The sequence below is a fragment of the Mycobacterium sp. shizuoka-1 genome (assembly GCF_002723835.1).
Lineage (GTDB): Bacteria > Actinomycetota > Actinomycetes > Mycobacteriales > Mycobacteriaceae > Mycobacterium.
Window position 1 is genome coordinate 23,706 of record NZ_BEWG01000159.1, and the last position, 23,971, is coordinate 47,676.

Below are 23,971 nucleotides of genomic sequence, written 5' to 3' on the forward strand. Positions count from 1 at the left end.
GTGAATTCGTCATTTCGGTTCAGTTCAGCCGGCCCGGTTGCTGATCGCCGTACCAGTCGACCGAGTCGGGCGCGGTGCGCACGACGATGGTCTTGATCCAGGAGAAGTCGTCGAACGACTCGGTGCCGGCGTCCTTGCCGACACCGGACTCCTTCACCCCGCCCCACGGCAACGACGGCTCGAGGCGGTGGTGGTCGTTGACCCACACCATTCCGGCGACGATCCGTGACGCGACCCGGTGGGCACGGCCGACGTCGGCGGTCCACACCCCGGCGCCGAGCCCGTAGCGGTTGTCGTTGGCCATCCGCACCGCGTCGGCCTCCTCGTCGAACGGGATCACCACCGCGACCGGGCCGAAGATTTCCTGCTGTGCGACCGACATCGCCATGGTCGCCTCGGACAGCACAGTGGGTTCCAGGAAGAAACCCGTGCGCAGTTCGGCAGGCAATGCCGGTACGCCGCCGCCGGCGGCCACTCGGGCCCCTTTCGCGACGCCTGCGTCGATCAGCAGACGCACCTTGTCCCGCTGGGCGGCGCTGATCAGCGGCCCCATCTGGGTGCTCGGCGCCGTGGGATCACCGATCCGGATCGCCCGCGCCCGGGCGGCGAGCGCCTCGACGAACGGGGCATAGCTCCCCCGCTGGACCAGGAAACGCGAACCGGCGACACAGGATTGGCCGGCCGCGACGAACGCCGCGAATGCCGCGCCTTCGGCGGCGGCCACCGGATCGACGTCGTCGAACACCAGGATCGGGGTTTTACCGCCGAGTTCGGCGGTGACCCGGGCGAACCGCGACGCCGTGGCGACTGCTGCCGCGCGGCCCGCCTCGGTGCCACCGGTCAGGGTGATCTTCGCGACGTCGGGGTGGTGGGTGAGCCGTTCTCCGGCGGGGCGGCCACCGGTCACGACGGAGAGCACCCCGTCGGGAAGCCCGGCATCGGTGAGGATTTCGGCGAGCGCCAGCGTGGTGAGCGGAGTGAGTTCCGACGGCTTGACCACCACGGTGTTGCCGTTGGCCAGCGCCGCGGACAGGCTGCGGGCCAGGATCAGCATCGGATGGTTGAACGGGGTGATGATGCCGCACACGCCGAGCGGCAGCCGCTGCTGGTAGGTGAGGTAGGGGCCGTCGCCGGGCAGGACCGCGGTGCGTTGCGCGGCCAGCAGGCCCGCGTTGTACCGGAACCACTCCGGCACCCGCGACAGTTGCGCGCGGGTCTCGGTGATCGGACGCCCGTTGTTCTGCGCCTCTAGGGTGTAAAGGCGTTCGGTTGCCGCCTCGATCGCGTCCGCCATCCGCAGCAGCAAGCGGCCCCGGTCGCTGCGGGTCATCTGGGGCCACGGTCCGCTGTCGAAAGCCGCGCGCGCCCGGGCCACCGCCGCGTCCACGTCGGCTGCCGACGCCTCCGGCACCGTCGCGAGGACAGCCCCGGTCGACGGGTTGACGATGTCCCGGGTGTCCGGTGTCGGCGTCTCGGTGGTCAGATAGCGCATCGGAGTCGTCATGGCTATGAGTGTCGTCACGTTCCGAAGCCCACTCAATGTCTAGAGAGACATACTTGTGGCAGATACATGTCTCTGCCAACACTGCCATGCGGCAGAATCGGTGGTGTGGCCGACCATCTGCCCGCTCAACGCCCGGGCCTGGAACTGCTGACCTGGCTGGACGCGCTACGCGAGCTGAGCACGGCAGCCACCGCCGACACCGACCTCCACCAGATACTGAGCCTCGTCGCCGACACGGCGAGGTCGCTGCTGGGTTTCGACTTCTGCGGTGTCCTGGTGCCCGACGGACAGCAGCTGCGCATCGCCGGGTGGAGCGGGCTGTCCGACGACTACGTACACCGGGTCAACTCCGACCACCCGATCCGGCTGGACAGCACCTCACCGTCGAGCCGGGCGTTCCACACCGGCACCGCGGTCGCGGTCCGGGACGTGACCGCCGAACCGGGGTTCGCGCTGTGGGCCGGCATTGCGCGGGAGCAGGGTTACCGCGCGGTCATCGCCGTCCCGCTGGTCGCCCACAACGAGGTGCTGGGCACCCTCAACGGCTATTACGCCCCCATCCACACCTTCACCGAGCACGCCGTCACCCGAATGACGTTGCTCGCCAACCACGCCGCGATCGCACTGACGTCGGCCAGCCGGCTGGAAGAACTGCGCACCCTCAACGAGTCATTGGTCGAACAGCGCGATGCCCTGCGGCGCTCCGAACAGATCCACGAGCGGCTGTTGGGCGTGACGCTGCGATCCGGCGGCCTCGACGGGATCGCGGCCACCCTGCGAGAGCTGATCGGCCGGCCGGTACTCATCGACGACGCGCGCCATGTTCTGCTGGCCCGGGCCGGCGACGGTGACGACCTGCCCGACACGGCCCGACGGGCGGCGTTGGCGGAATCCGCGGTGGACTCGACGCCGGCATCGCTGGGCGGGCCCGAGGCACCGGTCTACGTCAGCGCGGTACGACTCGGCGCTGAGATCGTGGCGCGAATCTGGTTCCCCCACACACTCCCGATCGGGCCGATCGACTCCCGTGCGGTCGAACACGGATCGCTGGTGGTGGCATTGGAACTGCTGCGAGCTCGCACCGCGGCCGAGGTCGAGCACCGGCTGCGTGGTGAGCTGCTGGCCGACCTGCTCGCCGTGAAGTCAGCGCCACCCGAGGCCCTGTTACGCCGGGCCGGCCGACTCGGCCACGACCTCAGCCTGCCGCACGCCACCATGGTGGTCGCTCTGACCGCGGCCGACCGCGCACTGTCCCAGATCGCCAAGCTCGCGTCCGGGCAGCTGCCCCGGCCGCTGGTCGCCATGCACGGCGGTCACATCGTGATTCTGTGGCCGCTTTCCGGCACCGCGGTGTACGACGTCGCTGCCACGGTCCTCGACGCGGTGAAATCCGGCATTCCCGGCGCAGCCGTGACGGTGGCGGTCCATGCCGATGCCTCGGCCCCCCTTCGGGACGGCTATCGGATCGCCAAGGGGGCGTTGGAGATCGCGGTCGGTTCCGGCCGGATCGACCGCGTGGTCCGTGTCGACGATCTCGGCATCGTCGGCTTGTTGCTGCAGATCGACGACTCGGTCAAGCTCAGCGAGTTCGCGCTGCGGACGCTGGCCCCCGTCGTCGCCTACGACGCCGACCATCGCACCGAACTCGTGGCGACGTTGCGGGCCTACCTCGCCTGCGGCCGAGATCGAACGGCGACGGCCACCCGGCTGGTGATCCACCCCAACACCGTCGCGCAGCGATTGCGCCGAATCGAGAAACTCTGCGGACACCAGCTCGACGATTCCACGGCCATGATGGAGATGACGGCGGCGATGACGGTCTACGACCTAGCCGAGCTGCCCTGACCCCTCGCGGTGGGCCCGCGCGCTCTGATACAGGCAAATCGCTGCGGCAGCAGCGACATTGAGGCTCTCCGCGCCGCCGGCCATCGGAATCGTCACCCGGTGATCGGCCAGCGCAGCCGTCTCATCGGACAGGCCGTGGGCCTCGGGGCCAAAGATCCAGGCCGTCGGCCCGGACAACTCGGCGTCGTCCAGGCTCAGTTCGCCGTCCAGCGTCGTGGCCAGCACCTGCAGCCCGGCCCCGCGCAACCCGGACACCACCGCGCCCACATCGTCGGCCACCACCACCGGCACCGCGAAGATACTGCCCGCCGACGACCGCAGGCACTTGCCGTTATAGGGGTCCACACTGTGCCCGGCGAACACCACCGCCGCCGCGCCCATCGCGTCGGCCAACCGGATCAATGTCCCGGCGTTACCCGGCTCGGACAGATCGACGGCGACCACCACCAGCCGCGGCCGGCCGGTCAGCACCTCGTCCAGATCGGTCTCGGGCAGCTCGCACACCGCCACGAGACCCGACGGAGTCACAGTCTCGGACAACGCCTTTGCGGCCCGCTCGGTCACCTCGTGGACCGTCAGCCCGGTCAGCAGATCGGCGTACCGGTGCGCGGCCGTCGCGGTGGCGAACACGTCGAGCACCAGCCCGCGCCGGGCGGCGGCCTCGACCAGATTGGGACCCTCGGCCACAAAGCGCCCAGCACGACGACGCCCGGTGTGGCGCTGCAGTTTCACTGCAGCCACCACCCGGGCGGATCGTTCGGTGAGTGCCTCGCTCACATGTCAGGCAGCTTCACCGGAGGGCGCGTTGACGTCCTCCGGCAATGCGGCCTTGGCCACCTCGACCAGCGCGGTGAACGCGGCCGGATCGCTGACCGCGATCTCGGCGAGGTTCTTGCGGTCGACCTCGACACCAGCGGCCTTGAGGCCCTGGATCAGCCGGTTGTAGGTGATGTCGTTGGCTCGGGCTGCCGCGTTGATGCGGGAGATCCACAGCTTGCGGAACTCACCCTTGCGGGCACGGCGGTCCCGGTAGGCGTAAGTCAGCGAATGCAGCTGCTGCTCTTTGGCTTTGCGGTAGAGCCGCGAGCGCTGGCCGCGGTAGCCCTTGGACGCCTTGAGTACTGTGCGCCGCTTCTTCTGGGCATTGAGTGCGCGCTTCACGCGTGCCATTGCGGTGTTCCTATTCTCGTTCGGTCAAAAGTTAACGGGTTACGGCGCTCAGCCGTTCAGCATCGCGTTGACACGCCGGGTGTCATTGGGGGCCACAACCGTGCGGCCGTCGAGACGACGGGTGCGCTTGCTGGGCTTGTGCTCGAGCAGGTGGCGACGGTTCGCCTTCTGCCGCACGATCTTCCCGGTGCCGGTCTTGCGGAATCGCTTGGAAGCGCCGCTGTGCGTCTTGGCCTTGGGCATTGGTCCTCAGTTCTAGGTGTTCTCTGGTGTTTCGGTGGGCTGCGGCTCGGCCGGGCGTCCCGCGGGGACGTCGGCGTCGTGTGCCGCCTTGGCGCGGGTCTTCGCGCCGCGGTGCGGTGCCAGCACCATCGTCATGTTGCGCCCGTCCTGCTTGGCGGACGTCTCGATGAAGCCGTAATCGGCGACATCGGCGCCCAGCCGCTGCAGCAGCCGGTATCCGAGTTCGGGCCGGGACTGCTCGCGGCCGCGGAACATGATCGTGACCTTCACCTTCGACCCCGCTTCCAGGAAGCGGATGACGTGGCCCTTCTTGGTCTCGTAATCATGCGGGTCGATCTTGGGCCGCAGCTTCTGTTCCTTGACGACGGTCTGCTGCTGGTTCTTGCGGGACTCGCGCGCTTTCTGGGCGGTCTCGTACTTGAACTTGCCGTAGTCCATGATCTTGCAGACCGGCGGCTTGGCGTCCGGAGCTACTTCGACAAGGTCGAGATCGGCATCCGCGGCGACGCGGAGGGCGTCTTCGATGCGCACGATGCCTACCTGCTCCCCGCCGGGTCCGATCAGTCGGACTTCGGGTACGCGAATGCGCTCGTTGACGCGGGTCTCAGTGCTGATGGGGCCTCCCTGGTTCGGTTTCCTCTACGGACCACCGCGGTGTCACCTCGGGAGCAGCCCAGCACAGTCCACGCCACCAGCACTCTGTTCCATGGAACAGAAAAGCCCTGCCGGAAGCAGGGCCCAATGCCGACCGATCACGGCTCACGCCGCCTGCGAAACCGCAGAACAGATACCCTGACGATATCCGCGACCGGACCGCGCTACCTGCGGATATCTCCGTGGCGTGCGGTGGGAGTGGGACTCCACTTGCTGTCCCTGGCGTACGCCGGGACGGTCGTGCATGCCAGTCTAGCAGGCATGACGGACCCTAACACTCAGCCATCTGACACGAGTGACCCGCGCGCCCGCGACCTGGCCGACATTCCCGCCGTGGAGGTGATCACCCGCGCCGCGGTCATGCTGATGAGCGCGGCCGCCGAGAAAATCGGGCTGGCCTCCCCCGATCCCGAAGCCAGCGAGCACCGTGACCTCGACGAGGCCCGCCGGCTGATCACCGCGCTGGCCGGCCTGGTGACCGCCTCGGCGGAGTACCTCGGCCCGCACGCAGGCCCGGTCCGCGACGGCCTGAAGAGCCTGCAGCTGGCCTTCCGGGAAGCCAGTGCCGCCCCGGACGAGCCCGGCAGCGGGCCCGGCGAGAAATACACCGGGCCCGTTCGCTAGCGCGCCACAGACATTTCGCACATCGACCGAATATTCTCGCGGCCTATGACCGCCACCACGAGTCGGCCAACGTCACGGTTCCGCTGGGTGCCCGCCGCAGCAGGCTGGATCATCGGCGTCATCGCGACCCTGTCGCTGCTGTCGAGCGTGTCCACGATCCTGCGGCACGCCATCCGGATCCCCAGGGAGTTCATCAACGACTACCTGTTCAACTTCCCGGACACCAGCTTCGCCTGGGCTTTCGTGCTGGCCCTGCTGGCCGCCGCCCTGGCCGCCCGCAAGCGCATCGCCTGGTGGATCCTGGTGTTCTACATGGTCGCCGCGTCGGTGTGGAACATCGCCGACCTGCTGGCCGGCGACGAGTCCGCGGCCGCCGACATCGGCGAGGTCATCGGTCTGGTCTTCCATGTCGCCGCGGCCGGCGCCCTGGTGCTGGCCTACAAGGAGTTCTGGGCCCGGGTCCGCCGCGGCGCCCTGCTCAAGGCGGCCGCCACCCTGGTGGCGGGCCTGGCGGTGGGGACGCTGATCGGCTGGGGCCTGTTGGAACTGTTCCCGGGCACGCTGGCCCGCGAGGACCGGTTCTGGTACGCGCTCAACCGCGTCAGTGCGTTCGCCGGCGCGGGAGCGGAATCGTTCACCGGCCACCCGCACACCTTCGTCAATGCCCTGCTCGGCCTGTTCGGCGCGCTCGCGCTGATGGTCGCCGCGGTGGTGTTGTTCCAATCGCAGCGCGCCGAGAATGCGCTGACCGGTGAGGACGAGTCCGCGATCCGCGGACTGCTGCAGGCCTACGGCAAGAACGACTCCCTGGGCTACTTCGCCACCCGCCGTGACAAGTCCGTGGTCTTCGCCGCCAACGGCCGCGCGGCCATCACCTACCGCGTCGAGGTCGGCGTGTGCCTGGCCAGCGGGGATCCGATCGGCGATCCCCGCGCCTGGCAGCAGGCCATCTCGGCCTGGCTGTCGCTGTGCCAGGACTACGGCTGGGCGCCCGGGGTGATGGGCGCCAGTTCCACCGGAGCCCAGGCCTACCGCGAGGCGGGCCTCAATGCACTGCAGCTCGGCGACGAGGCGATCCTCTACCCCGACCATTTCCACCTGTCCGGCTCCGATATGCGCGCCGTCCGGCAGGCCGTCACCCGGGCCCGCCGCGCCGGGCTGACGGTGCGGATGCGACGACATCGCGACTTTTCGGCCGAAGAGATGGCGGCCGTGATCGCCCGCGCCGACGCCTGGCGCGACACCGAGACCGAACGCGGCTTCTCGATGGCGTTGGGCCGCCTCGGCGACAGTGCCGACGGCGACTGCCTGCTGGTGGAGGCCGTGCACGGCGGCACCGATCAGGTGGTGGCGATGCTCTCGCTGGTGCCGTGGGGCAACAACGGGCTGTCGCTGGACCTGATGCGCCGCTCCCCGCAGTCGCCCAACGGAACGATCGAGCTGATGGTCAGCGAGCTGCTGCAGAACGCCGAAGACATCGGCGTCAGCCGTGTCTCGCTGAACTTCGCGATGTTCCGCGCGGCATTCGAACAGGGCGCCCAGCTCGGCGCCGGCCCGGTCGCCCGGCTGTGGCGGGCCATGCTGGTGTTCTTCTCCAAGTGGTGGCAGCTGGAGACCCTGTACCGGTCCAACATGAAGTACCAGCCGCAGTGGGTGCCCCGCTACGCCTGCTACGAGGACGCCCGGCTCGTCCCCCGCGTCGGCGTCGCATCGGTGATCGCCGAAGGTTTCCTGGTGTTGCCGTTCTCCCGCCGCAGCAAGCAGCACACCGGCCACCACTCGGCGGTCCCGGAGAAGCTCGCCGCCAGCGGGCGGCTGCACGCCGACGGCAGCGCACCCGATCCCGACGAGCCGGCCGCACCGAAGACCGAGCGCGGCCAGCGGCTTCCCGATCAGGTCCGGGTCCGGATGGCGAAGCTGAAAGCGTTGCAGGACAACGGCGTCGACGCCTATCCGGTCGGCAGCCCGCCCAGCCACACGATCGCACAAGCCCTGGCCGCCGACGACACCGTCACGCTCAGCGTCGCAGGACGGATCCTGCGCACCCGGGACTACGGCGGGGTGGTCTTCGCCCAGCTGCGGGACTGGTCCGGCGACGTCCAGCTGCTCGTGGACAAATCGGCGAGCGACGGCATCGCCGAGGACTTCGCCTCGGTCGACCTCGGCGATCTCGTCGAGGTGACCGGGCACATGGGCTACAGCAAGAACGGCACCCGCTCGGTGCTGGTCCAGCAGTGGCGGATGCTCGGCAAATGCCTTCGCCCGCTGCCGGACAAATGGAAGGGCCTGCAGGACCCGGAGGCCCGGGTGCGGGCCCGCTACGTCGACCTCGCGATCAATCCCGAGGCGCGCGAGCTCATCCGGGCCCGCAGCAACGTGCTGCATTCGATCCGGGAAACGTTGTTCGCCAAGGGATTCCTGGAGGTCGAGACGCCGATCCTGCAGCAGATCCACGGCGGCGCCAACGCACGGCCGTTCAAGACCCACATCAACGCCTACGACCTGGACCTGTACCTGCGGATCGCCCCGGAGCTCTACCTGAAGCGGTTGTGCGTGGGCGGTGTCGAGCGGGTCTTCGAGCTGGGCCGGGCATTTCGCAACGAGGGCGTCGACTTCAGCCACAACCCGGAATTCACCCTGCTCGAGGCCTATCAGGCGCACGCCGACTACCGGGTGTGGATCGACGGGTGCCGCGAGCTGATCCAGAACGCGGCGGTGGCCGCCAACGGCTCCGCGGTCGTGATGCGTCCGCGCGACTCCGCCTCCGCCCAACTCGAACCCGTGGACATCTCCGGCACATGGACGGTGAAGACCGTGCACGATGCCGTCTCCGAAGCCCTGGGCGAGCAGATCGACGCCGCCACCGAGCTGAGCACGCTGCACCGGCTGTGCGATGCGGCGCGGATCCCCTACCTGACCCACTGGGACGCCGGCGCCGTGGTGCTCGAACTCTACGAACGGCTGGTGGAGGACCGCACCGAGGCGCCGACGTTCTACACCGACTTCCCCACGTCGGTGTCGCCGCTGACCCGCCCGCACCGCAGCAAGCCCGGTGTCGCCGAACGCTGGGACCTGGTGGCCTGGGGCGTCGAGTTGGGCACCGCCTACAGCGAGCTCACCGACCCGGTCGAACAGCGGCGTCGCCTGCAGGAACAGTCCCTGCTGGCCGCAGGCGGCGATCCCGAGGCCATGGAGCTCGACGAAGACTTCCTGCAGGCGATGGAATACGCCATGCCGCCGACCGGCGGGCTGGGCGTCGGTGTCGACCGGGTGGTCATGCTGATCACCGGGCACAGCATCCGCGAGACCCTGCCGTTCCCGCTCGCCAAACCGCGCTAGCCCACAGCGGGCTCACAGCGACCCGCAAGAAAGCTTGGTCACCATAAGGGCGTGACACCGGCTGATCACCAACACATTTCGTTGATGCACGGATGGTTGCCGCTGACGGTACAGATCGCGGCCGGCGTTGTTCTGGTCTTGGCTGTGGGCTGGCGGACCCGCCGCTGGCGGACGCTGTGGCTTCCGCTGGCGGCCGTCGTCGGAATCGCCGCCGCCTGGTATGCGCAGTGGGCGATCTCCGACGACGGGCTGGCCGGCGATCCGGCGCCCCACCAGCTGTGGGTGTGGACCGCGATGACGGCGCTGGCCGCGGTGGTGGCGATCGTGGGCTGGCGCAGCGCCCGGTGGTGGCGGCGCGGGCTGTCGGTGCTGGCGGTGCCGCTGTGCGCGCTGGCGACGGCGCTGATGCTCAACCTCTGGGTGGGCTACTTCCCCACCGTGCAGACCGCCTGGGGCCAGCTGACCGCAGGTCCGCTGCCTGACCAGACCGACCGCGCCACCGTCACAGCGATGGTGCAACAACACGCCATTCCCGCCAAGGGCACCGTCGTGAAGGTGACGATCCCCTCGGAGGCTTCGCATTTCGCCCACCGCGATGAACTGGTTTACCTGCCGCCGGCCTACTACGCCACCGACCCGCCACCGAAGCTGCCCACGGTGATGATGATCGGCGGCGAATTCAACACCCCCGGCGACTGGATGCGCGCCGGTAACGCCATCAAGACGATCGACGACTTCGCGGCCGCCCACCACGGCAACGCGCCGGTTTTCGTGTTCGTCGACTCCGGCGGCGCCTTCAACAACGACACCGAATGCGTGAACGGCCCACGCGGAAACTCCGCCGATCACCTGACCAAAGATGTTGTGCCGTTTATGGTTTCAAACTTCGGGGTCAGCGCCGATCGGGCGAACTGGGGGATCGTCGGCTGGTCCATGGGTGGCACCTGCGCGGTCGACCTGACCACGATGCATCCCGACATGTTCAGCGCCTTCGAGGACATCGCCGGCGACTTCGCCCCGAACTCGGGAAACAAGACCCAGACGATCGCCCGGCTGTTCGGCGGTGACGCCGCCGCCTACGCCAGCTTCGACCCCGCCACGATCATGACCAGACACGGCTCCTATCAGAATGTGTCGGGGTGGTTCGCGATCTCCGGTAACCCGTCGGCCCAACGTGCCGCACCCAGGGTCGTCGACGCCGCCCTGTACCCGGGTGATCAGACCACCGCCGCCAACACGCTGTGCGGCGTGGGCAGTGCCAACGGCATCGACTGCGCGGTGGTGGCCCAGCCGGGCAAGCACGACTGGCCATTCGCCGCACGCGCCTTCACCGCCGCGCTGCCGTGGCTGGCCGGCCGGATCGGCACGCCCGGCGTGCCGCCGCTGCCACTGCCCGGACCCCCGGTCCGCCCGCCCGGCCCGGTCACGATCGTGGCCTCGGCGGGGCCGCCGGGAGTACGGTGAGGGCTATGCCCGACGAACCGAGCGCCGGCCCCACCCCCGATCCCGGCTACAGCGATTCCGGGGTGCCCACCTTCGAATCGGTGCAGGAGAAGATCGAGACACGCTATGGAACCGCGCTCGGCTCAGCCGAATTGGCCGCCGAAACGCCGCAGGGGCGCACGGTCGAGGAGCAGTACGAGGCACGGCAGCGGGCCGCGGCCGACAAGCTGAACGAGATCCGCGCATCCATGCACCAGACGGATCAGTCCTGAGCGGGCCGGTCGTCGCGATCACCGGTGCCAGCAGTGGCATCGGCGCCGCGACCGCGCGGCTGCTGGCCGGGCGCGGCGCGACCGTCGTGCTCGGCGCCAGGCGCGAGGACCGGCTGCGAGCGCTGGCCGACGAAATCCGCGATGCCGGTGGCACGGTCGCGATCGCGGTCACCGATGTGACTCGACCCGCCGACGTCGAGCGGTTGGTCGACGTCGCTGTCGGCGAGTTCGGCCGCCTCGATGCGTTCGTGGGTAATGCCGGCATCAGCCGGATCGCACCCACCGCCCACCTGGATGTCGACGGCTGGTCGGCGATGATCGACGTCAATCTTCGCGGCGTGCTGCACGGTATCGCCGCGGCGCTGCCGGTGTTCCGCCGTCAGGGCCACGGCCACTTCGTCACCGTGGTCTCGACGGCAGGGCTCAAGATCGTGCCGACCATGGGCGTGTACGCCGCCACCAAGAATGCCGTGCGCACGGCGCTGGAGGCGTTGCGTCAGGAATCCACCGACGGCGTCGTGCGGACCACGTCGATCTCCCCCGGATACGTCAACACCGAACTCGACTCCTCGATCGAAGACCCCGAAGCCCGCAGACAGGCCCGCGCGGAGATGGAGCGCATGGGGCTGCCGCCGGAGGCGGTGGCGCGGGCTATCGCCTTCGCCATCGAGCAGCCGCACGAGGTCGAGATCGGCGAGATCGTCATCCGGCCGACCGTCCAGGGCTAGCTGACCTTGCGCCGCCGCGGCGCGCGGGTGGCCCGCTTGGGCGCCGGGGGGTCGAGCACATCGGCGAGGAACGTTCCGGTGTAGCTCTCCGGCACCGCTGCCACGTCCTCGGGGGTGCCCTGTGCGACGACGGTGCCGCCACCCGAACCGCCCTCGGGGCCCATGTCGACGATCCAGTCCGAGGTCTTGATGACGTCGAGGTTGTGTTCGATGACGATCACCGAATTCCCTTTGTCGACAAGACCGTTGATGACCTTCAACAGCTTGCGGATGTCCTCGAAATGCAGACCGGTCGTGGGTTCGTCGAGGATGTACACCGTCCGGCCGGTCGAACGCTTCTGCAGCTCGGCCGCCAGCTTGACGCGCTGCGCCTCACCGCCGGACAGCGTCGGCGCGGGCTGCCCCAGCCGCACATAGCCCAGCCCGACGTCGACGAGCGTGCGCAGATAGCGGTGGATGCTGCTGATCGGTTCGAAGAACTCGGCGGCGTCCTCGATGGACATGTCGAGCACTTCGGAGATGGTCTTGCCCTTGTAGTGCACCTCGAGGGTCTCTCGGTTGTACCGGGCGCCGTGGCACACCTCGCACGGCACGTACACGTCGGGCAGGAAGTTCATCTCGATCTTGATGGTGCCGTCGCCCGAGCACGCCTCGCAGCGCCCGCCCTTGACGTTGAACGAGAATCGGCCCGGCTGGTAGCCGCGGACCTTGGCTTCGGTGGTGGCGGCGAACAACGTCCGGATCTTGTCGAACACCCCGGTGTAGGTCGCCGGGTTGGAGCGCGGGGTGCGCCCGATCGGCGACTGGTCGACCCGCACCAGCTTGTCGACGTGCTCGAGGCCGTTGATCCGGGTGTGCCGGCCCGGGACCTGCCGGGCGCCGTTGAGCTTGTTGGCCAGCACCGCGGCCAGGATGTCGTTGACCAGCGTGGACTTGCCCGAGCCCGACACCCCGGTGACCGAGGTCAGCACGCCCAGCGGGAATGCGACGTCGATGTCGCGCAGGTTGTGTTCGCGCGCGCCGATCACCGTGAGCTGCTTGCGCCGGTCGGTCGGGCGGCGGATCGCGGGCACGTCGATGGTCTGCTTGCCCGACAGGTACGCCCCGGTGATGGAATCCGGATTACGCAGCAGGTCGGCATACGGACCGCTGTGCACCACCCGGCCGCCGTGCTCGCCGGCTGCCGGACCGATGTCCACCACCCAGTCCGAGTGCGCGATGGTGTCTTCGTCGTGCTCGACGACGATCAGGGTGTTGCCGAGATCCCGCAGGCGCGTGAGGGTTTCGATCAGCCGGCGATTGTCGCGCTGATGCAGCCCGATCGACGGCTCGTCGAGTACGTAGAGCACGCCGACCAGACCCGAACCGATCTGGGTGGCCAGCCGGATGCGTTGCGCCTCGCCGCCGGACAGCGTGCCTGCCGCCCGGGACAGCGACAGGTAGTCCAGGCCCACGTCGAGCAGGAATCCCAGCCGGGACTGCACCTCCTTGAGCACCTGCCCGGCGATGGCCGCCTCGCGGGTGCCGAGGGTGAGGTCGTTGAGGAACTTCGAGCAGTCGGAGATGGACAGCTCCGACACCTCGGCGATCGACTTCGCACCGTGCTCGCCCGCCGCCAGCGTGACGGCCAAGATCTCCGGCTTGAGTCGGGTGCCGTTGCATTCCGGGCACGGAACGTCGCGCATGAACCCGTCGTAGCGTTCCTTCATCTGCTCGGACTCGGTCTGCTCCATGCGCCGGTGCAGGAAGGCCATCACGCCTTCGAATTCGGCGTAGTACGAACGGGTCCGGCCGTAGCGGTTCTTGTAGCGGACGTGCACCTGCTCGTCGCAGCCTTCCAGAATGGCTTTGCGCGCCTTGGCCGGCAGCTTGCGCCACGGGGTGTTGACGTCGAAGCCCATCGCCTCGCCGAGGCCCGCCATCATCCGGGTGAAGTACTCCGCGGTGTGGCCCATCGCCCAGGGCGCCACCGCGCCCTCGGCCAGCGTCAGGTCGGGATCGGGCACCACCAGGTCCGGGTCGACCTCCTTGCGGATGCCCAGACCGCTGCATTCCGGGCAGGCGCCGTAGGGCGAGTTGAACGAGAACGACCGGGGCTCGAGGTCGTCGACCGCCAGCGGGTGGCCGTTCGGGCAGGCCAGCTTCTCGGAGAACCGCTGTTCGCGGTGCGGATGGTCGTCATCACGGTCGACGAACTCCAGCACGACGATGCCGTCGGCCAGGTTCAGCGCGGTCTCGACCGAGTCGGTCAGGCGCTGCTTGGCGCTGGCCTTGACCGTCAGCCGGTCGACCACCACCTCGATGTCGTGCTTTTCCTGCTTCTTCAGCTTGGGCGGGTCGGTGAGGGAATGCACCACGCCGTCCACTCGCACGCGGCTATACCCCTGGCTGTTGAGCTTGTCGAACAGGTCGACGAATTCGCCCTTGCGGGTGCGGACCACCGGGGCCAGCACCTGGAAGCGCAAGCCCTCGTCCATCGCCAGCACCTGATCGACGATCTGCTGCGGGGTCTGCCGGGCGATCCGCTCGCCGCAGACCGGGCAGTGCGGGGTGCCGGCCCGGGCGTAGAGCAACCGCAGATAGTCGTACACCTCGGTGATGGTGCCGACCGTCGACCGCGGGTTGCGGTTGGTCGATTTCTGGTCGATCGACACCGCGGGCGACAGTCCCTCGATGAAGTCGACGTCCGGCTTGTCCATCTGGCCGAGGAACTGGCGGGCGTAGGCCGACAGCGACTCCACGTAGCGGCGCTGACCCTCGGCGAAAATCGTGTCGAATGCCAGCGAGGACTTGCCCGATCCGGACAGCCCCGTGAACACGATCAAACTGTCGCGGGGCAGGTCCAGGTCGATGCCGCGCAAGTTGTGCTCGCGCGCCCCCTTGACGATCAGCCGGTCAGCCACCAGCCCCCCTTCCTGCGGGTTTGTGGGCGAGAAGACGCCGCTCCCCATGCTATGTCGACCCACCGACAAGTAACGTGGCGGCCATGACAGTCGTCGACGACACCTACACCGGACACGTCGAGCCGCAGACCGCCGCCCGCCGGACCGTGCCCGGCGCCACGATCATCAAGATGTCGGTGGGCCCGATGGACAACAACGCCTACGTGGTGACCTGTTCCCGGACCGGCGAGAGCCTACTCATCGACGCCGCCAACGATCCTGAGTTGCTCGTCGACCTGGTCCGCGAGCACGCGCCGAAGCTCACGCTGATCGTGACCAGCCACCAGCACTTCGATCATTGGCAAGCGCTGGAAGCCGTCGCCGAGGCGACCGGGGTGCCCACCGCGGCCCACCAGCTCGATGCCGAACCGCTGTCGGTCACCCCGCAGCGCTTCCTGGCCGGCGGCGACACCATCAGCGTCGGCGACCTGGTCTTCGACGTGATCCATCTGCGTGGCCACACCCCCGGCTCGGTGGCGCTGGCGCTGCGGCCCACCGCCGAGCGGACCGCCACGCATCTGTTCACCGGCGACTGCCTGTTCCCAGGCGGGGTCGGCAAGACCTGGGAGCCCGGTGCGTTCGAGCAGCTCCTCGACGACGTCAGCAGCCGGGTGTTCGGCGCCTACGGCGACGACACCGTCGTCTACCCCGGCCATGGCGACGACACGAACCTCGGCGCCGAGCGCCCGCATCTCGACGAATGGCGCGAACGCGGCTGGTAGATGAGGTGCCGTGACTCTCACCGTTGCCGACATCGAGCGCTGGAACGCCGGCGACGTTCGCGAGGTGTTTCATGCCGCCACCAGCCGCGCGCAAGCGGCCTTCGATGCCGCCGACGGCCTGGCCACGCTGCCGGCCTTCGCCAGCTGGGGCGGTGAATCGGCCGAAGCGGCCAAACGGGCGATCGGCCAGACCCTCACCGATCTCGATGCCCACGGCAACGAGGCGCTCGCCGTGGCCGAGGCCGCACGCAGTGCGGCGGACAACATCGAGCGGATCAAGTCCGAACTGGCGACCCTGAAGGCCGATGCCGAGTCGCTCGGCATGGAGATCGATCCGGTGTCCGGCACGGTGTTGCCGGGCCCGAAGATCCGTGACCCGATGGAGGCCGAACTTAAGCAGGCGCAGCTGCAGCCGAGACTGGACAAGATTGTCGCCGAAGCCAACCTCATCGACATGGCGCTGGCCAACGCCATCAACATGGCCGGCGGCAAGACACCCATTCCGCCATCGCTACCCGGCACTGCCTCCGGAACCCAGCCAGCCGATGTGAACGAGGCGCTCAATCAGATCGCAGGCGCCCCAGTGTCTGCCGACGCGCCAAAGCCGGTCGTGTTCTCTGCCAAGGAGATCGAAGACTTCAAGGCATCGGCGAGACCGATCCTCGAATCCGAGGGCATGCCGCCCGAGCAAATCGAGGCGTACTTGTCCGGCATGGTCGCTCGAGCGCAAGCCACGGGCTGGAACTTTCCGAGGCCGACGCCCCCTGAACCAGCTCGCGTGGCTCCGCCAGGCTTCGGTGAGGGATTCGGCGACGCGTGGCGCGACACGGAGCAGGGCATCAAAAATCTGCTGGGACAAGGTGGACCAGGGGCACCTGGAGTCTTGGAATCCTGGAAAGGGCTTGCCCAGGGGATTTCCGACACCGCGAGTAATCCGGTTGGCGCGGTCGTCAGCGAAGTCAAGCACGGGTTGGACTCACCTAGCGCAGCCTATTACGCCGGCGAGAAGGCCTTCGACCTTTCCGCTGCTGCGGCCACCGCACCCTTCGGCGCGGAAGGTGCGATGGTGCGTGCGGGACTGCCCGCCGAGCTGGTCACCGAGGGTGGTATCCCGTTGTCGGTCATGCGCGGATGGGATCCTTTGGGGGGCATGCACCCAACCGATTTTGACAATCTATTCGGCCCCGCTGGGGCTCGAGTCTTCCCGGAGAACAACGGCTTTCCACCGGGCTATGACCCGCAGCCCGCTAACCTGCCGGCCGGGACGATCATTGACAGAATCGGATCCCCAGACGGACGGTATTTCGCGCCGGACGGCACCCCATTCGGCGGCCGAGCGATCATGCCGGAAAGTGCAGGCGGGGAATATAACCGCTACATGCTCACCGGCAATCCCCTTCCCGACGGGTGGCGGATCGTCGAGGGGCCTATACAACCATGGTTCGGGCAAACTCCGACTCCGGGGGTCCCTCAATACATGCTCGTCGGGCCGCCTGGAGTGAAAGTCAGTGCGTATGAGCTATGGCGCAGGGGTATCCTGGACAACTATGGGCCACCCCTCGGACGTTAGGTCGACCGAGCTGCAAACCGAGATCGATCGGCTCGCAGCACAACTCGGCGTCCGTCCCATGGCGGTTGGGCTGTTGACCAACGACGGCTTAAACATTTTTGTCGGCGACGACGGCATGTATCACTACGCTTTCTACGAACGAGGCCAGCTTGGATTCGATCAGGCGGGCAGCCTCGACGATGTTCTGTACTGGTACTGCCAGGGTGTGGTCACCCGAACGCTTGCCCGACCCATCGGTGACCGCGCGCAGCGGTTTCAATTCGAATACGAGGTTCTGAGCCGGTTCAGTCCTGAATGGGCCAAACGCAACGTGCGCGAGACGGCCGCGATGTTCCGCGACGGTCAGCCGGAAGATATTGCGTTGCTTCCCGATATCGGCGAAGTGCTATGAGAGGTGAGCGGCGTGCACACCGAGATCGGCCGATCCGAGGCTGTGCGCCAAGCGAATTCATCCGCGCAAAGGGCAGGCCGCCACGACTCCGAACGGCTTGCTGACCGGCTGGCCGGAGCTGCCGCCGCCGATGTCATCTTGGCGTCTGTGGACGAGTCGTCCTTCGAAACAGACGACCGGCCAAATGGCCAATTGGCAAAACTTCGACCCGTCATCACGACGCGCCAGAGATGGTCGCACGCGACACCCCCAAAACGCCGCCTACATGGGGTAGCCTGGGCAACGCTCTGGCCCCTACCTTGTCCAAAAATTCGGAGGCGTCGATGACCCAGCAACCTTATGGCCAACCCCCGGCACAGCCCAAGAACAACTTGGCGCTCGCCATCCTGGCCACCATCTTCTGCTTCCCGATCACGGGCATCGTCGCGATCGTGAAAGCCGCTCAGGTGAACGGGCTTTGGGTGCAGGGCCAGTACGACGAAGCGCAGAAGTCTGCTGCGAGCGCCAAGAAGTGGGTGATCTGGAGCGTCGTCATCTGGTTCGCGATCATCGTGATCTACGGCATCCTGTTTGCGACCGGCGTGATGAACATGGACGTCGAGACCACCACGCCGTGATCCCGACAGAGGCTGGGCAGGCGGCCGGTGGCCGCCTCGCTCGCCTCGGCCCGCCGCTGCTCGTGGGAGCGGTGGCGGCGGCCGCCTGCTCGGCCGTGTGGATCGGTGATCCGACCACCCCCGGCGGCTTCCTACCCATCTGCCCGACGAAAGCCCTTCTGGGCGTTGACTGTCCGGGCTGTGGCACTCTGCGCATGATCTATTCGCTGCTGCACGGCGACGTTCTCGCAGCGGTCCGCTTCAATGCCCTGGCGCTGCTGGCCATGGGCTTCCTGATCGTCGCCTACGGCACCTGGACCTATGGCCGCGTCACCGGCCGCGCGATCAGGGGCTGGCAACACCATCGATGGGCCGCGCAGGTCGCGCTGGTCGCGGTGGTGGTCTGGTTCGTGGCGCGCAACCTGCCGTTCCCGCCATTCACCAACTTGCGCGTCTGACGACTCAGATCCAGCCGCGTCGCTTGAACGCGACGTAGAGCAGCCCCGACGTCACGATGATGATGAGCGCGCTGGCCACCACCCCCGCCGTCTGGGAGAAGCCCGGATAGGGAACGTTCTGGCCGTACCATCCGGTCACCGCGGTCGGCACCGCGATGATGGCCGCCCAGCCGGTGAGCTTCTTCATGATCGTGTTGAGCCGGGCGTCCTGCAGCGACAGGTTGGTCTCGAAGACCGTGGTGATCATGTCGCGCAACGACTCCGTCCATTCCGCGGCCCGGATGACGTGGTCGTAGAGATCGGCATACCAGCTGTCGAGTTCGACGGTGTCCGAGCGTTCCGCGCGGCGGCGCATGATCGTGTTGATCACTTCCCGCATGGGCAGCACGACGCGGCGCAACTCCACGAGTTCCTTACGCAGCCGGTACGTGGAGCGCTGGATCGTGCGGGTCTGCGCACGATCGTCGAACAACCCGTCCTCGAGCGCCTCGATGGCGTCGTCGAGTTGCTGGATGGTGTCGAACTGACCGTCGACGATCACGTCGAGCAGCCCGTGCAACAGCGCCGGCGGCCCCATCCGCAGCAGATCGGCATTCTCGTCCCACCGGCGGACCACCTCGTCGATGTCGAAAACCGGTCTCTGCGGATCGATTTCGTGTCGAACGGTGACGATCCCGGACGGCAGCACGAAGATCGACACCCGGGCCAGCAGCAGCCGCGATTCGAGATCGTTGGGCAGCGGAGGGGCCAGCGCGGTGGCGTACACGGTGAGGAACGTGTGCGACGAGTAGCGAGTCGCCTTGGTCCGTTCGGCATGCGCGACGGTGTCTTCGACGGCGTGCTGGTCGAAGCCGAGTTCGTCGGACAGCTGGCACAGCACGTCATGGTCCGGGTTGCACATGTCGACCCAGACCAGGGCCGCGTCCTCGGTGAGGTGATCGGAGACTTCCTGGAGCGGAAAATCCTCCGCTTTCAGGACGCCATCGACCCACAGTCGGGTTCGGCAGTGGGTCATCAGACCATTGTGGCGTTACCCGGTGGTGTGCACGATCAGCACGTCGGTCTTGGACCGCCGCGCCACGTTGGCGGGCACCGACCCCAGCAAGCGGCCGGCAATCGTGCTCAACCCGACGTTGCCGACGACCAGCAGATCGGCACCGACCTCCTCGGCCAGGTCGACCAGGGCGTCCACCGGCGCCCCGACGACGGCGCGCTCCTCGACCTCGGCGGCTCCGGCGGCCTTGGCCCGGTCGCGCGCCTCGCGCAGGATCGCGTAGATGGGGGCGTTGCCCGCCATCTTGTAGCCCTCGTCCTTCAGCAGATCGGCCGCGCGGGTGTCCTCGGAAGCCGGGAAGTAGGCGGTCGCCACGATGACCTTGGAATCGGGATCGGAGGCGAGGTAGCCCGCCCGGTCGACTGCACGCAGCGAGGAATCCGAGCCGTCCGTGCCGACGACCACGGTCTTGTAACCGCCCATTCGTACCCTCCAGTCTCCAATTTCAACGCCGCTCAGAACACTAACGCCTCGACCCCACGCCAGGGTGCGAATCACGCCACGCGGCAATTGCGGAATGCCGCGCGACGCCACTCTACCGGGCAAAACAGCGCACTCGACCCATGCGTGAGCCGGGCGACACCACCCTCAATTGCAAATCCACATCGCAGCGGATTCACGATTGTCGGGGCTACCACAGACCAATGATGACCAATGCGGCGAATTCGAAACCTCGCCAATTCGCCAGGTCGCGATGATCGACGGTCTGATGAACTGCGGGTTACCGTTTGGCACACAACTCGACAGGCCTACAGGACAGCCCCACGTGAGCATCACTCTTCGGCCCGAGCCACTCATCGGCGACGGTCAGCGGTCGACCGGCCCCGCCCGGCAGCTCGACGCCGTCTGGGTGGCAGTGTTCGCGGCGTTTTTCAGCGCCATCGGAGCCGCTCGGCCGTCGCTGTGGTTCGACGAGGCCGCCACCATCTCGGCGGCCACCCGACCGCTGCCGGACCTGTGGCGCATGCTCGGCAACATCGACGCCGTCCACGGCCTGTACTACCTGGTGATGCACGGCTGGTTCGCGGTGTTTCCGGCCACCGAGTTCTGGTCACGGCTGTCCAGTTCGCTGACGGTGGGCCTGGCCGCCGCCGGTGTCGTGGTGCTGGGGCGGCGACTGTCGAGCCGGACGGTCGCGGTGACGGCGGGCGTGGTGTTCGCGCTGCTCCCCCGCGTCACCTGGGCCGGCCTGGAGGCTCGTTCGTATGCACTGACGATGGTCGCCGCGGTCTGGCTGACGGTGTTGTGCCTGGCCGCGGTGCGCCACGACCGACCGCGCTGGTGGCTGGGCTACGCGGTGATGATGCTCGCGGCGGCCGTACTGAACGTCTTCTCGATCCTGCTGCTCGCCGTGCACGGCGTTGTGGTGGCCGTACTCGGGGAGTCCCGAGCGGTGCGCTGGCGCTGGGCGCTGGCCGCCAGCACGGCGGCCGCCGCGGCGACACCGTTTCTGTTGTTCACCCAGACCCAGTTGTTCCAGGTCGGCTGGATTGCCCCGCTGGGCGCCCGCACTGTCGGAATGATGCTGCAGCAGCAGTATTTCGACCATTCGCTGCCGGTCGCGATCGTGAGCGGCCTGCTGATCCTCGGCGGCGTGCTGTCCTGGCGACGGGCCGGGCGACGAGCCCGACAGCTGGTGGCGGTCATGGTGGCCTGGATCGTCATCCCCACCGTGGCGCTACTGGTGTATTCGGTGGTACGACATCCGGTCTACTACCCGCGCTACCTGTCGTTCACCGCCCCGGCCGCGGCGCTGCTCATCGCCGTTTGCATCGTCGCGGTCGGCCGGTCCCGGGCCGGGATCACCACCGTGCTGATGGTTTTCGCGATCGCGGCGACGCCGAACTACCTGGCGCAGCGCGGCCCGTACGCCAAGGAAGGCATGGACTACAGCCAGGTCGCCGACGTGATCACCCGGCACGCAGCACCCGGCGACTGCCTGGTGATGGACAATTCGACGGCATGGATGCCCGGACCGATCCGACCGCTGCTGGCAGCCCGGCCCGCAGCGTTCGCCAAGCTGCATGACTACGGCCGCGGACTCACGGCGATCCAACGAAATCGGTTGTGGGACGCCCACCTTGCGATCTGGACCTGGGCCGACAAGATGCCCGACTGCCCGGCCATCTGGACGGTGTCCGAACGCGACCCGACCCGGCCCGATCATGAGCAGGGCCCTACGCTGCACGCAGGCCCCCGCCTCGGCCGCGCAATGGCCTACCAGGTGCCCAGCCGCTTCGGCTTCCGGGTCGTCGAACGCTGGCAGTTCAACTTCGCCCAGGTGACCAAGTCGGTCCGGTGACGTATCGCCCGGCCCGCCGACGGGTACGCCGCCAACCATGAGCGCCGACGACTACGTTCCGCCCACCCACGACCTGCACCGGCTCGCGCAGGCGGCGCGGGGCTGCCACGGTTGCGACCTGTACCGCGACGCCGAGCAGACGGTGTTCGGCGAGGGCCCGGCGGCCGCGGCCATCATGCTCGTCGGCGAACAACCTGGCGACCAGGAAGACCGCGCCGGCCGGCCGTTCGTCGGCCCGGCGGGCCGGCTGCTCGACAAGGCCCTGACCGCTGCCGAGGTCGACCGCGGCCAGCTCTACGTCACCAACGCGGTCAAGCACTTCAAGTTCACCAGGGCCGGCGGCACGCGACGTATCCACAAGACCCCCAGCCGCACCGAGGTCGTCGCCTGCCGTCCCTGGCTGTTCGCCGAAATCGCCTCGGTCGAGCCGGATGTCGTGGTGTTGCTGGGCGCAACCGCGGCGCAGGCCTTACTGGGCAGTGGATTTCGGCTGACGGCGCATCGAGGCGAAGATCTGCGGCTGCCCGCCGATCCCGACCTCGGCGTGGATCCCAGCGTGGTGACCACGGCGCACCCGTCGGCGGTGTTACGCGGGCCCGCCGAGCAGCGGACCGCGAAATTCGATGCGCTGGTCGCCGACCTGCGGTTCGCCGCGGGGCTATCATCCGGCTGACGAGAAAGCAACGGATGCCACCACTCGACGAGAACCTCACTGCGCGACTGCGGGACGGGCGCGCGGTGTGTTACGCCCAGTACGGCATCCCCGACGGCTCCGTCGTCGTCAACGCCCACGGCGGTCTGGCCTGCCGGCTCGACGTCGCGGCGGCCGACTCCGCGGCACGAGCCGCCGGCGTGCGGCTGATCTCGCCAGATCGGCCGGGCATCGGCGGATCGGATCCGAAACCGGGCCGTACCGTCCTCGACTGGGTGGGCGATATCGCGGAGCTGCTCGATCAGCTTGGCGTTGAGCGCTTTTCGGCGATGGGCTGGTCGATGGGCGGACAATACGCGGCCGCACTCGCCTGGGGGCTGGCCGACCGGGCGAACCGAGTGGCGATCATCGCGGGGGCACTACCGCTGACCGAGCCCGGCGTGTTCGGGCAGCTTCCCGGTTTCGATCGGGCCTATACACGGCTGTCTCAACGGCTGCCGTGGTTGGTCAAGCCCTGCTTCGGCGCGATGGCCTTGGCCGCGCGAACCGCACCCACGCTCTACGGCCGGGTTGCCGCCTCTCAACTCGGTACCGCCGACGCCGCCGTCCTGCGTGACGAGGGTTACGCCGAGTTCGCCAGGATGTCGGCCGAGGCGCTGCGCCGCCCGGGCGGCGTCGTCGAGGACTACCGAGCCTGGATGCGTCCCTGGGGCTTCACTCCGGAAGAGATCGCCATCCCGGTCGATGTCTGGGGCGGTGAGCAGGACGAGCTGGTGACGATCGCTTGGCCTCGCGAGCTTGCACTGCGGGTTCCCGGTGCGACTCTCCACGAGAAGCCCGGTGGCCACTTCCTGGCCCACCGGTACTACCCGCAGATTCTCACCAGCCTGACCAACTCCAGCTAGTCGTTGAACCACCGGTTCGCCCGCGGCAGCTCCGAGCCGAGCACAGCGCCGGCTGGTGCCCCGGAGTCGATGCCGGACGCACTCGCCGACCAGCCGGTGCCGACGCACAGCAGGTCGCGCGGGCCCGAGATCGTCGACGGCAGCGGGATGCCGAAGCCCGGGATGCCGGGAATCGTCAGCTGCGGCGGGGAGAGCAGCGTCGCCACTCCCTGCGCCATCGTGCCGAACAGCTGCGCCGGCGGGGTCGGCAGGGTGCCGGCCGCATCGGACAGCGGCGCCGCCGGGATCAGGCTGCCGAGGCCACCGGGCGTGGGCCCGATGTAGGAGCCGGGACCGCCGGGAAGCACGGTTGGCGGGGTCGGTGGAGTGGCCGCCCGATTGTTGCCGGGGGTGCCGGGGGTCGCCGCGGGAGGAGTCGGAACTCCGCCACCACCGCCGCCACCCGGACCGCCCGGGACCGCCGCGGGCGGGGTTCCTGGCGTGACCACGTTGTTGGTGAACGGGGTACCGGGCACCACACCCGGAGGAGTCGGCACACCACCGCCACCACCGCCACC

The 23,971-nt window shown here is 68.2% G+C and carries 22 protein-coding genes and 1 pseudogene; 14 read left to right on the top strand and 9 right to left on the bottom strand.

Translation table 11 applies throughout. The annotated features are described in order from the left end of the window. Positions 1-19: 19 nt before the first annotated feature. On the bottom strand, positions 20-1,504 hold the full coding sequence (locus MSZK_RS31615) for an aldehyde dehydrogenase family protein (RefSeq protein WP_099252434.1): 1,485 nt from the start codon (positions 1,502-1,504) through the stop codon (positions 20-22). Positions 1,505-1,609: 105 nt separating this feature from the next. On the opposite strand from MSZK_RS31615, the gene MSZK_RS31620 reads away from it, so the two are divergent. Continuing rightward, complete coding sequence (locus tag MSZK_RS31620; protein ID WP_233211624.1) at positions 1,610-3,349, top strand: GAF domain-containing protein; 1,740 nt, start codon at positions 1,610-1,612, stop codon at positions 3,347-3,349. On the opposite strand, the gene MSZK_RS31625 is transcribed toward MSZK_RS31620, so the two are convergent. Genes MSZK_RS31625 through infC form a run of 4 tightly spaced genes read right to left on the bottom strand, consistent with a single transcriptional unit; the run spans position 3,332 to position 5,377 of the window. Continuing rightward, on the bottom strand, positions 3,332-4,126 hold the full coding sequence (locus MSZK_RS31625; protein WP_233211625.1) for an RNA methyltransferase: 795 nt from the start codon (positions 4,124-4,126) through the stop codon (positions 3,332-3,334). The two genes, MSZK_RS31620 and MSZK_RS31625, sit on opposite strands and share 18 nt — an antisense overlap. A gap of 3 nt (positions 4,127-4,129) precedes the next feature. After that, positions 4,130-4,519 carry a 50S ribosomal protein L20 gene (gene rplT / locus MSZK_RS31630; RefSeq protein WP_011780528.1) on the bottom strand — a complete coding sequence of 130 codons (390 nt, stop codon included), beginning with the start codon at positions 4,517-4,519 and terminating at the stop codon, positions 4,130-4,132. 48 nt (positions 4,520-4,567) lie between these two features. Beyond that, entirely contained in the window at positions 4,568-4,762 is a 195-nt protein-coding gene (gene rpmI / locus MSZK_RS31635; RefSeq protein ID WP_059018788.1) for a 50S ribosomal protein L35, read from the bottom strand. A 12-nt stretch (positions 4,763-4,774) separates the two neighbouring features. After that, positions 4,775-5,377: a translation initiation factor IF-3 gene (gene infC / locus MSZK_RS31640; protein WP_099252435.1), complete on the bottom strand. Its 603-nt coding sequence runs from the start codon at positions 5,375-5,377 to the stop codon at positions 4,775-4,777. Between the two features lie 300 nt (positions 5,378-5,677). Between infC and MSZK_RS31645 the strand changes: the two genes are divergently transcribed. The 5 genes from MSZK_RS31645 (at position 5,678) to MSZK_RS33345 (ending at position 11,822) form a co-directional block, all read left to right on the top strand. Then, positions 5,678-6,040 carry a DUF1844 domain-containing protein gene (locus MSZK_RS31645; RefSeq protein WP_099252436.1) on the top strand — a complete coding sequence of 121 codons (363 nt, stop codon included), beginning with the start codon at positions 5,678-5,680 and terminating at the stop codon, positions 6,038-6,040. A 45-nt stretch (positions 6,041-6,085) separates the two neighbouring features. Beyond that, the gene (gene lysX / locus MSZK_RS31650) at positions 6,086-9,379 is read left to right on the top strand and encodes a bifunctional lysylphosphatidylglycerol synthetase/lysine--tRNA ligase LysX (RefSeq protein ID WP_099252437.1); all 3,294 of its coding nucleotides are present in this window, start codon (positions 6,086-6,088) and stop codon (positions 9,377-9,379) included. 84 nt (positions 9,380-9,463) lie between these two features. Next, entirely contained in the window at positions 9,464-10,843 is a 1,380-nt protein-coding gene (locus MSZK_RS33335; protein WP_099252438.1) for an alpha/beta hydrolase family protein, read from the top strand. Between the two features lie 5 nt (positions 10,844-10,848). Further along, on the top strand, positions 10,849-11,094 hold the full coding sequence (locus tag MSZK_RS33340) for a PspA/IM30 family protein (RefSeq protein WP_233211626.1): 246 nt from the start codon (positions 10,849-10,851) through the stop codon (positions 11,092-11,094). Next, the gene (locus tag MSZK_RS33345) at positions 11,067-11,822 is read left to right on the top strand and encodes an SDR family oxidoreductase (protein ID WP_371411428.1); all 756 of its coding nucleotides are present in this window, start codon (positions 11,067-11,069) and stop codon (positions 11,820-11,822) included. The genes MSZK_RS33340 and MSZK_RS33345 overlap by 28 nt, the downstream gene beginning before the upstream one ends. On the opposite strand, the gene uvrA is transcribed toward MSZK_RS33345, so the two are convergent. After that, a complete protein-coding gene (gene uvrA / locus MSZK_RS31665) occupies positions 11,819-14,725 on the bottom strand; it encodes an excinuclease ABC subunit UvrA (RefSeq protein WP_099252455.1) in 2,907 nt (968 codons plus the stop codon). The two genes, MSZK_RS33345 and uvrA, sit on opposite strands and share 4 nt — an antisense overlap. Before the next feature lie 83 nt (positions 14,726-14,808). Here uvrA and MSZK_RS31670 point away from each other — a divergent pair, with 83 nt between their 5' ends. The 5 genes from MSZK_RS31670 to MSZK_RS31690 all read left to right on the top strand — a co-directional run bounded on the left by MSZK_RS31670 (position 14,809) and on the right by MSZK_RS31690 (position 18,501). Next, positions 14,809-15,486, top strand: coding sequence for an MBL fold metallo-hydrolase (locus MSZK_RS31670; RefSeq protein WP_099252440.1), 678 nt, complete (start codon positions 14,809-14,811; stop codon positions 15,484-15,486). Between the two features lie 10 nt (positions 15,487-15,496). Beyond that, complete coding sequence (locus tag MSZK_RS31675) at positions 15,497-17,056, top strand: TNT domain-containing protein (protein ID WP_099252441.1); 1,560 nt, start codon at positions 15,497-15,499, stop codon at positions 17,054-17,056. Between the two features lie 58 nt (positions 17,057-17,114). Beyond that, a complete protein-coding gene (locus MSZK_RS31680) occupies positions 17,115-17,447 on the top strand; it encodes an Imm63 family immunity protein (protein ID WP_371411429.1) in 333 nt (110 codons plus the stop codon). A gap of 323 nt (positions 17,448-17,770) precedes the next feature. Beyond that, positions 17,771-18,064 (top strand): CD225/dispanin family protein, encoded by a 294-nt coding sequence (locus tag MSZK_RS31685; protein ID WP_099252443.1) that lies wholly within the window; start codon positions 17,771-17,773, stop codon positions 18,062-18,064. Further along, positions 18,061-18,501 carry a DUF2752 domain-containing protein gene (locus MSZK_RS31690; RefSeq protein ID WP_371411427.1) on the top strand — a complete coding sequence of 147 codons (441 nt, stop codon included), beginning with the start codon at positions 18,061-18,063 and terminating at the stop codon, positions 18,499-18,501. Before MSZK_RS31685 ends, MSZK_RS31690 begins: the two co-directional genes overlap by 4 nt. Positions 18,502-18,505: 4 nt before the next feature. Here the strand turns inward: MSZK_RS31690 and MSZK_RS31695 are convergent, their stop codons facing one another. Further along, positions 18,506-19,516 (bottom strand): magnesium transporter CorA family protein, encoded by a 1,011-nt coding sequence (locus MSZK_RS31695; RefSeq protein WP_099252444.1) that lies wholly within the window; start codon positions 19,514-19,516, stop codon positions 18,506-18,508. A gap of 15 nt (positions 19,517-19,531) precedes the next feature. Continuing rightward, positions 19,532-19,978: a universal stress protein gene (locus tag MSZK_RS31700; protein ID WP_099252445.1), complete on the bottom strand. Its 447-nt coding sequence runs from the start codon at positions 19,976-19,978 to the stop codon at positions 19,532-19,534. Between the two features lie 343 nt (positions 19,979-20,321). On the opposite strand from MSZK_RS31700, the gene MSZK_RS31705 reads away from it, so the two are divergent. The 3 genes from MSZK_RS31705 to MSZK_RS31715 are packed head-to-tail and all read left to right on the top strand — an operon-like array spanning position 20,322 to position 23,414. Then, positions 20,322-21,857 carry a glycosyltransferase family 39 protein gene (locus MSZK_RS31705; protein ID WP_099252446.1) on the top strand — a complete coding sequence of 512 codons (1,536 nt, stop codon included), beginning with the start codon at positions 20,322-20,324 and terminating at the stop codon, positions 21,855-21,857. 37 nt (positions 21,858-21,894) lie between these two features. Then, the gene (locus MSZK_RS31710; protein WP_099252447.1) at positions 21,895-22,530 is read left to right on the top strand and encodes a UdgX family uracil-DNA binding protein; all 636 of its coding nucleotides are present in this window, start codon (positions 21,895-21,897) and stop codon (positions 22,528-22,530) included. 14 nt (positions 22,531-22,544) lie between these two features. Next, on the top strand, positions 22,545-23,414 hold the full coding sequence (locus MSZK_RS31715) for an alpha/beta fold hydrolase (protein ID WP_099252448.1): 870 nt from the start codon (positions 22,545-22,547) through the stop codon (positions 23,412-23,414). Here the strand turns inward: MSZK_RS31715 and MSZK_RS31720 are convergent. Then, positions 23,411-23,971: pseudogene (locus tag MSZK_RS31720) on the bottom strand (hypothetical protein); the annotation flags it as partial. The gene MSZK_RS31715 and the pseudogene MSZK_RS31720 sit on opposite strands and share 4 nt — an antisense overlap.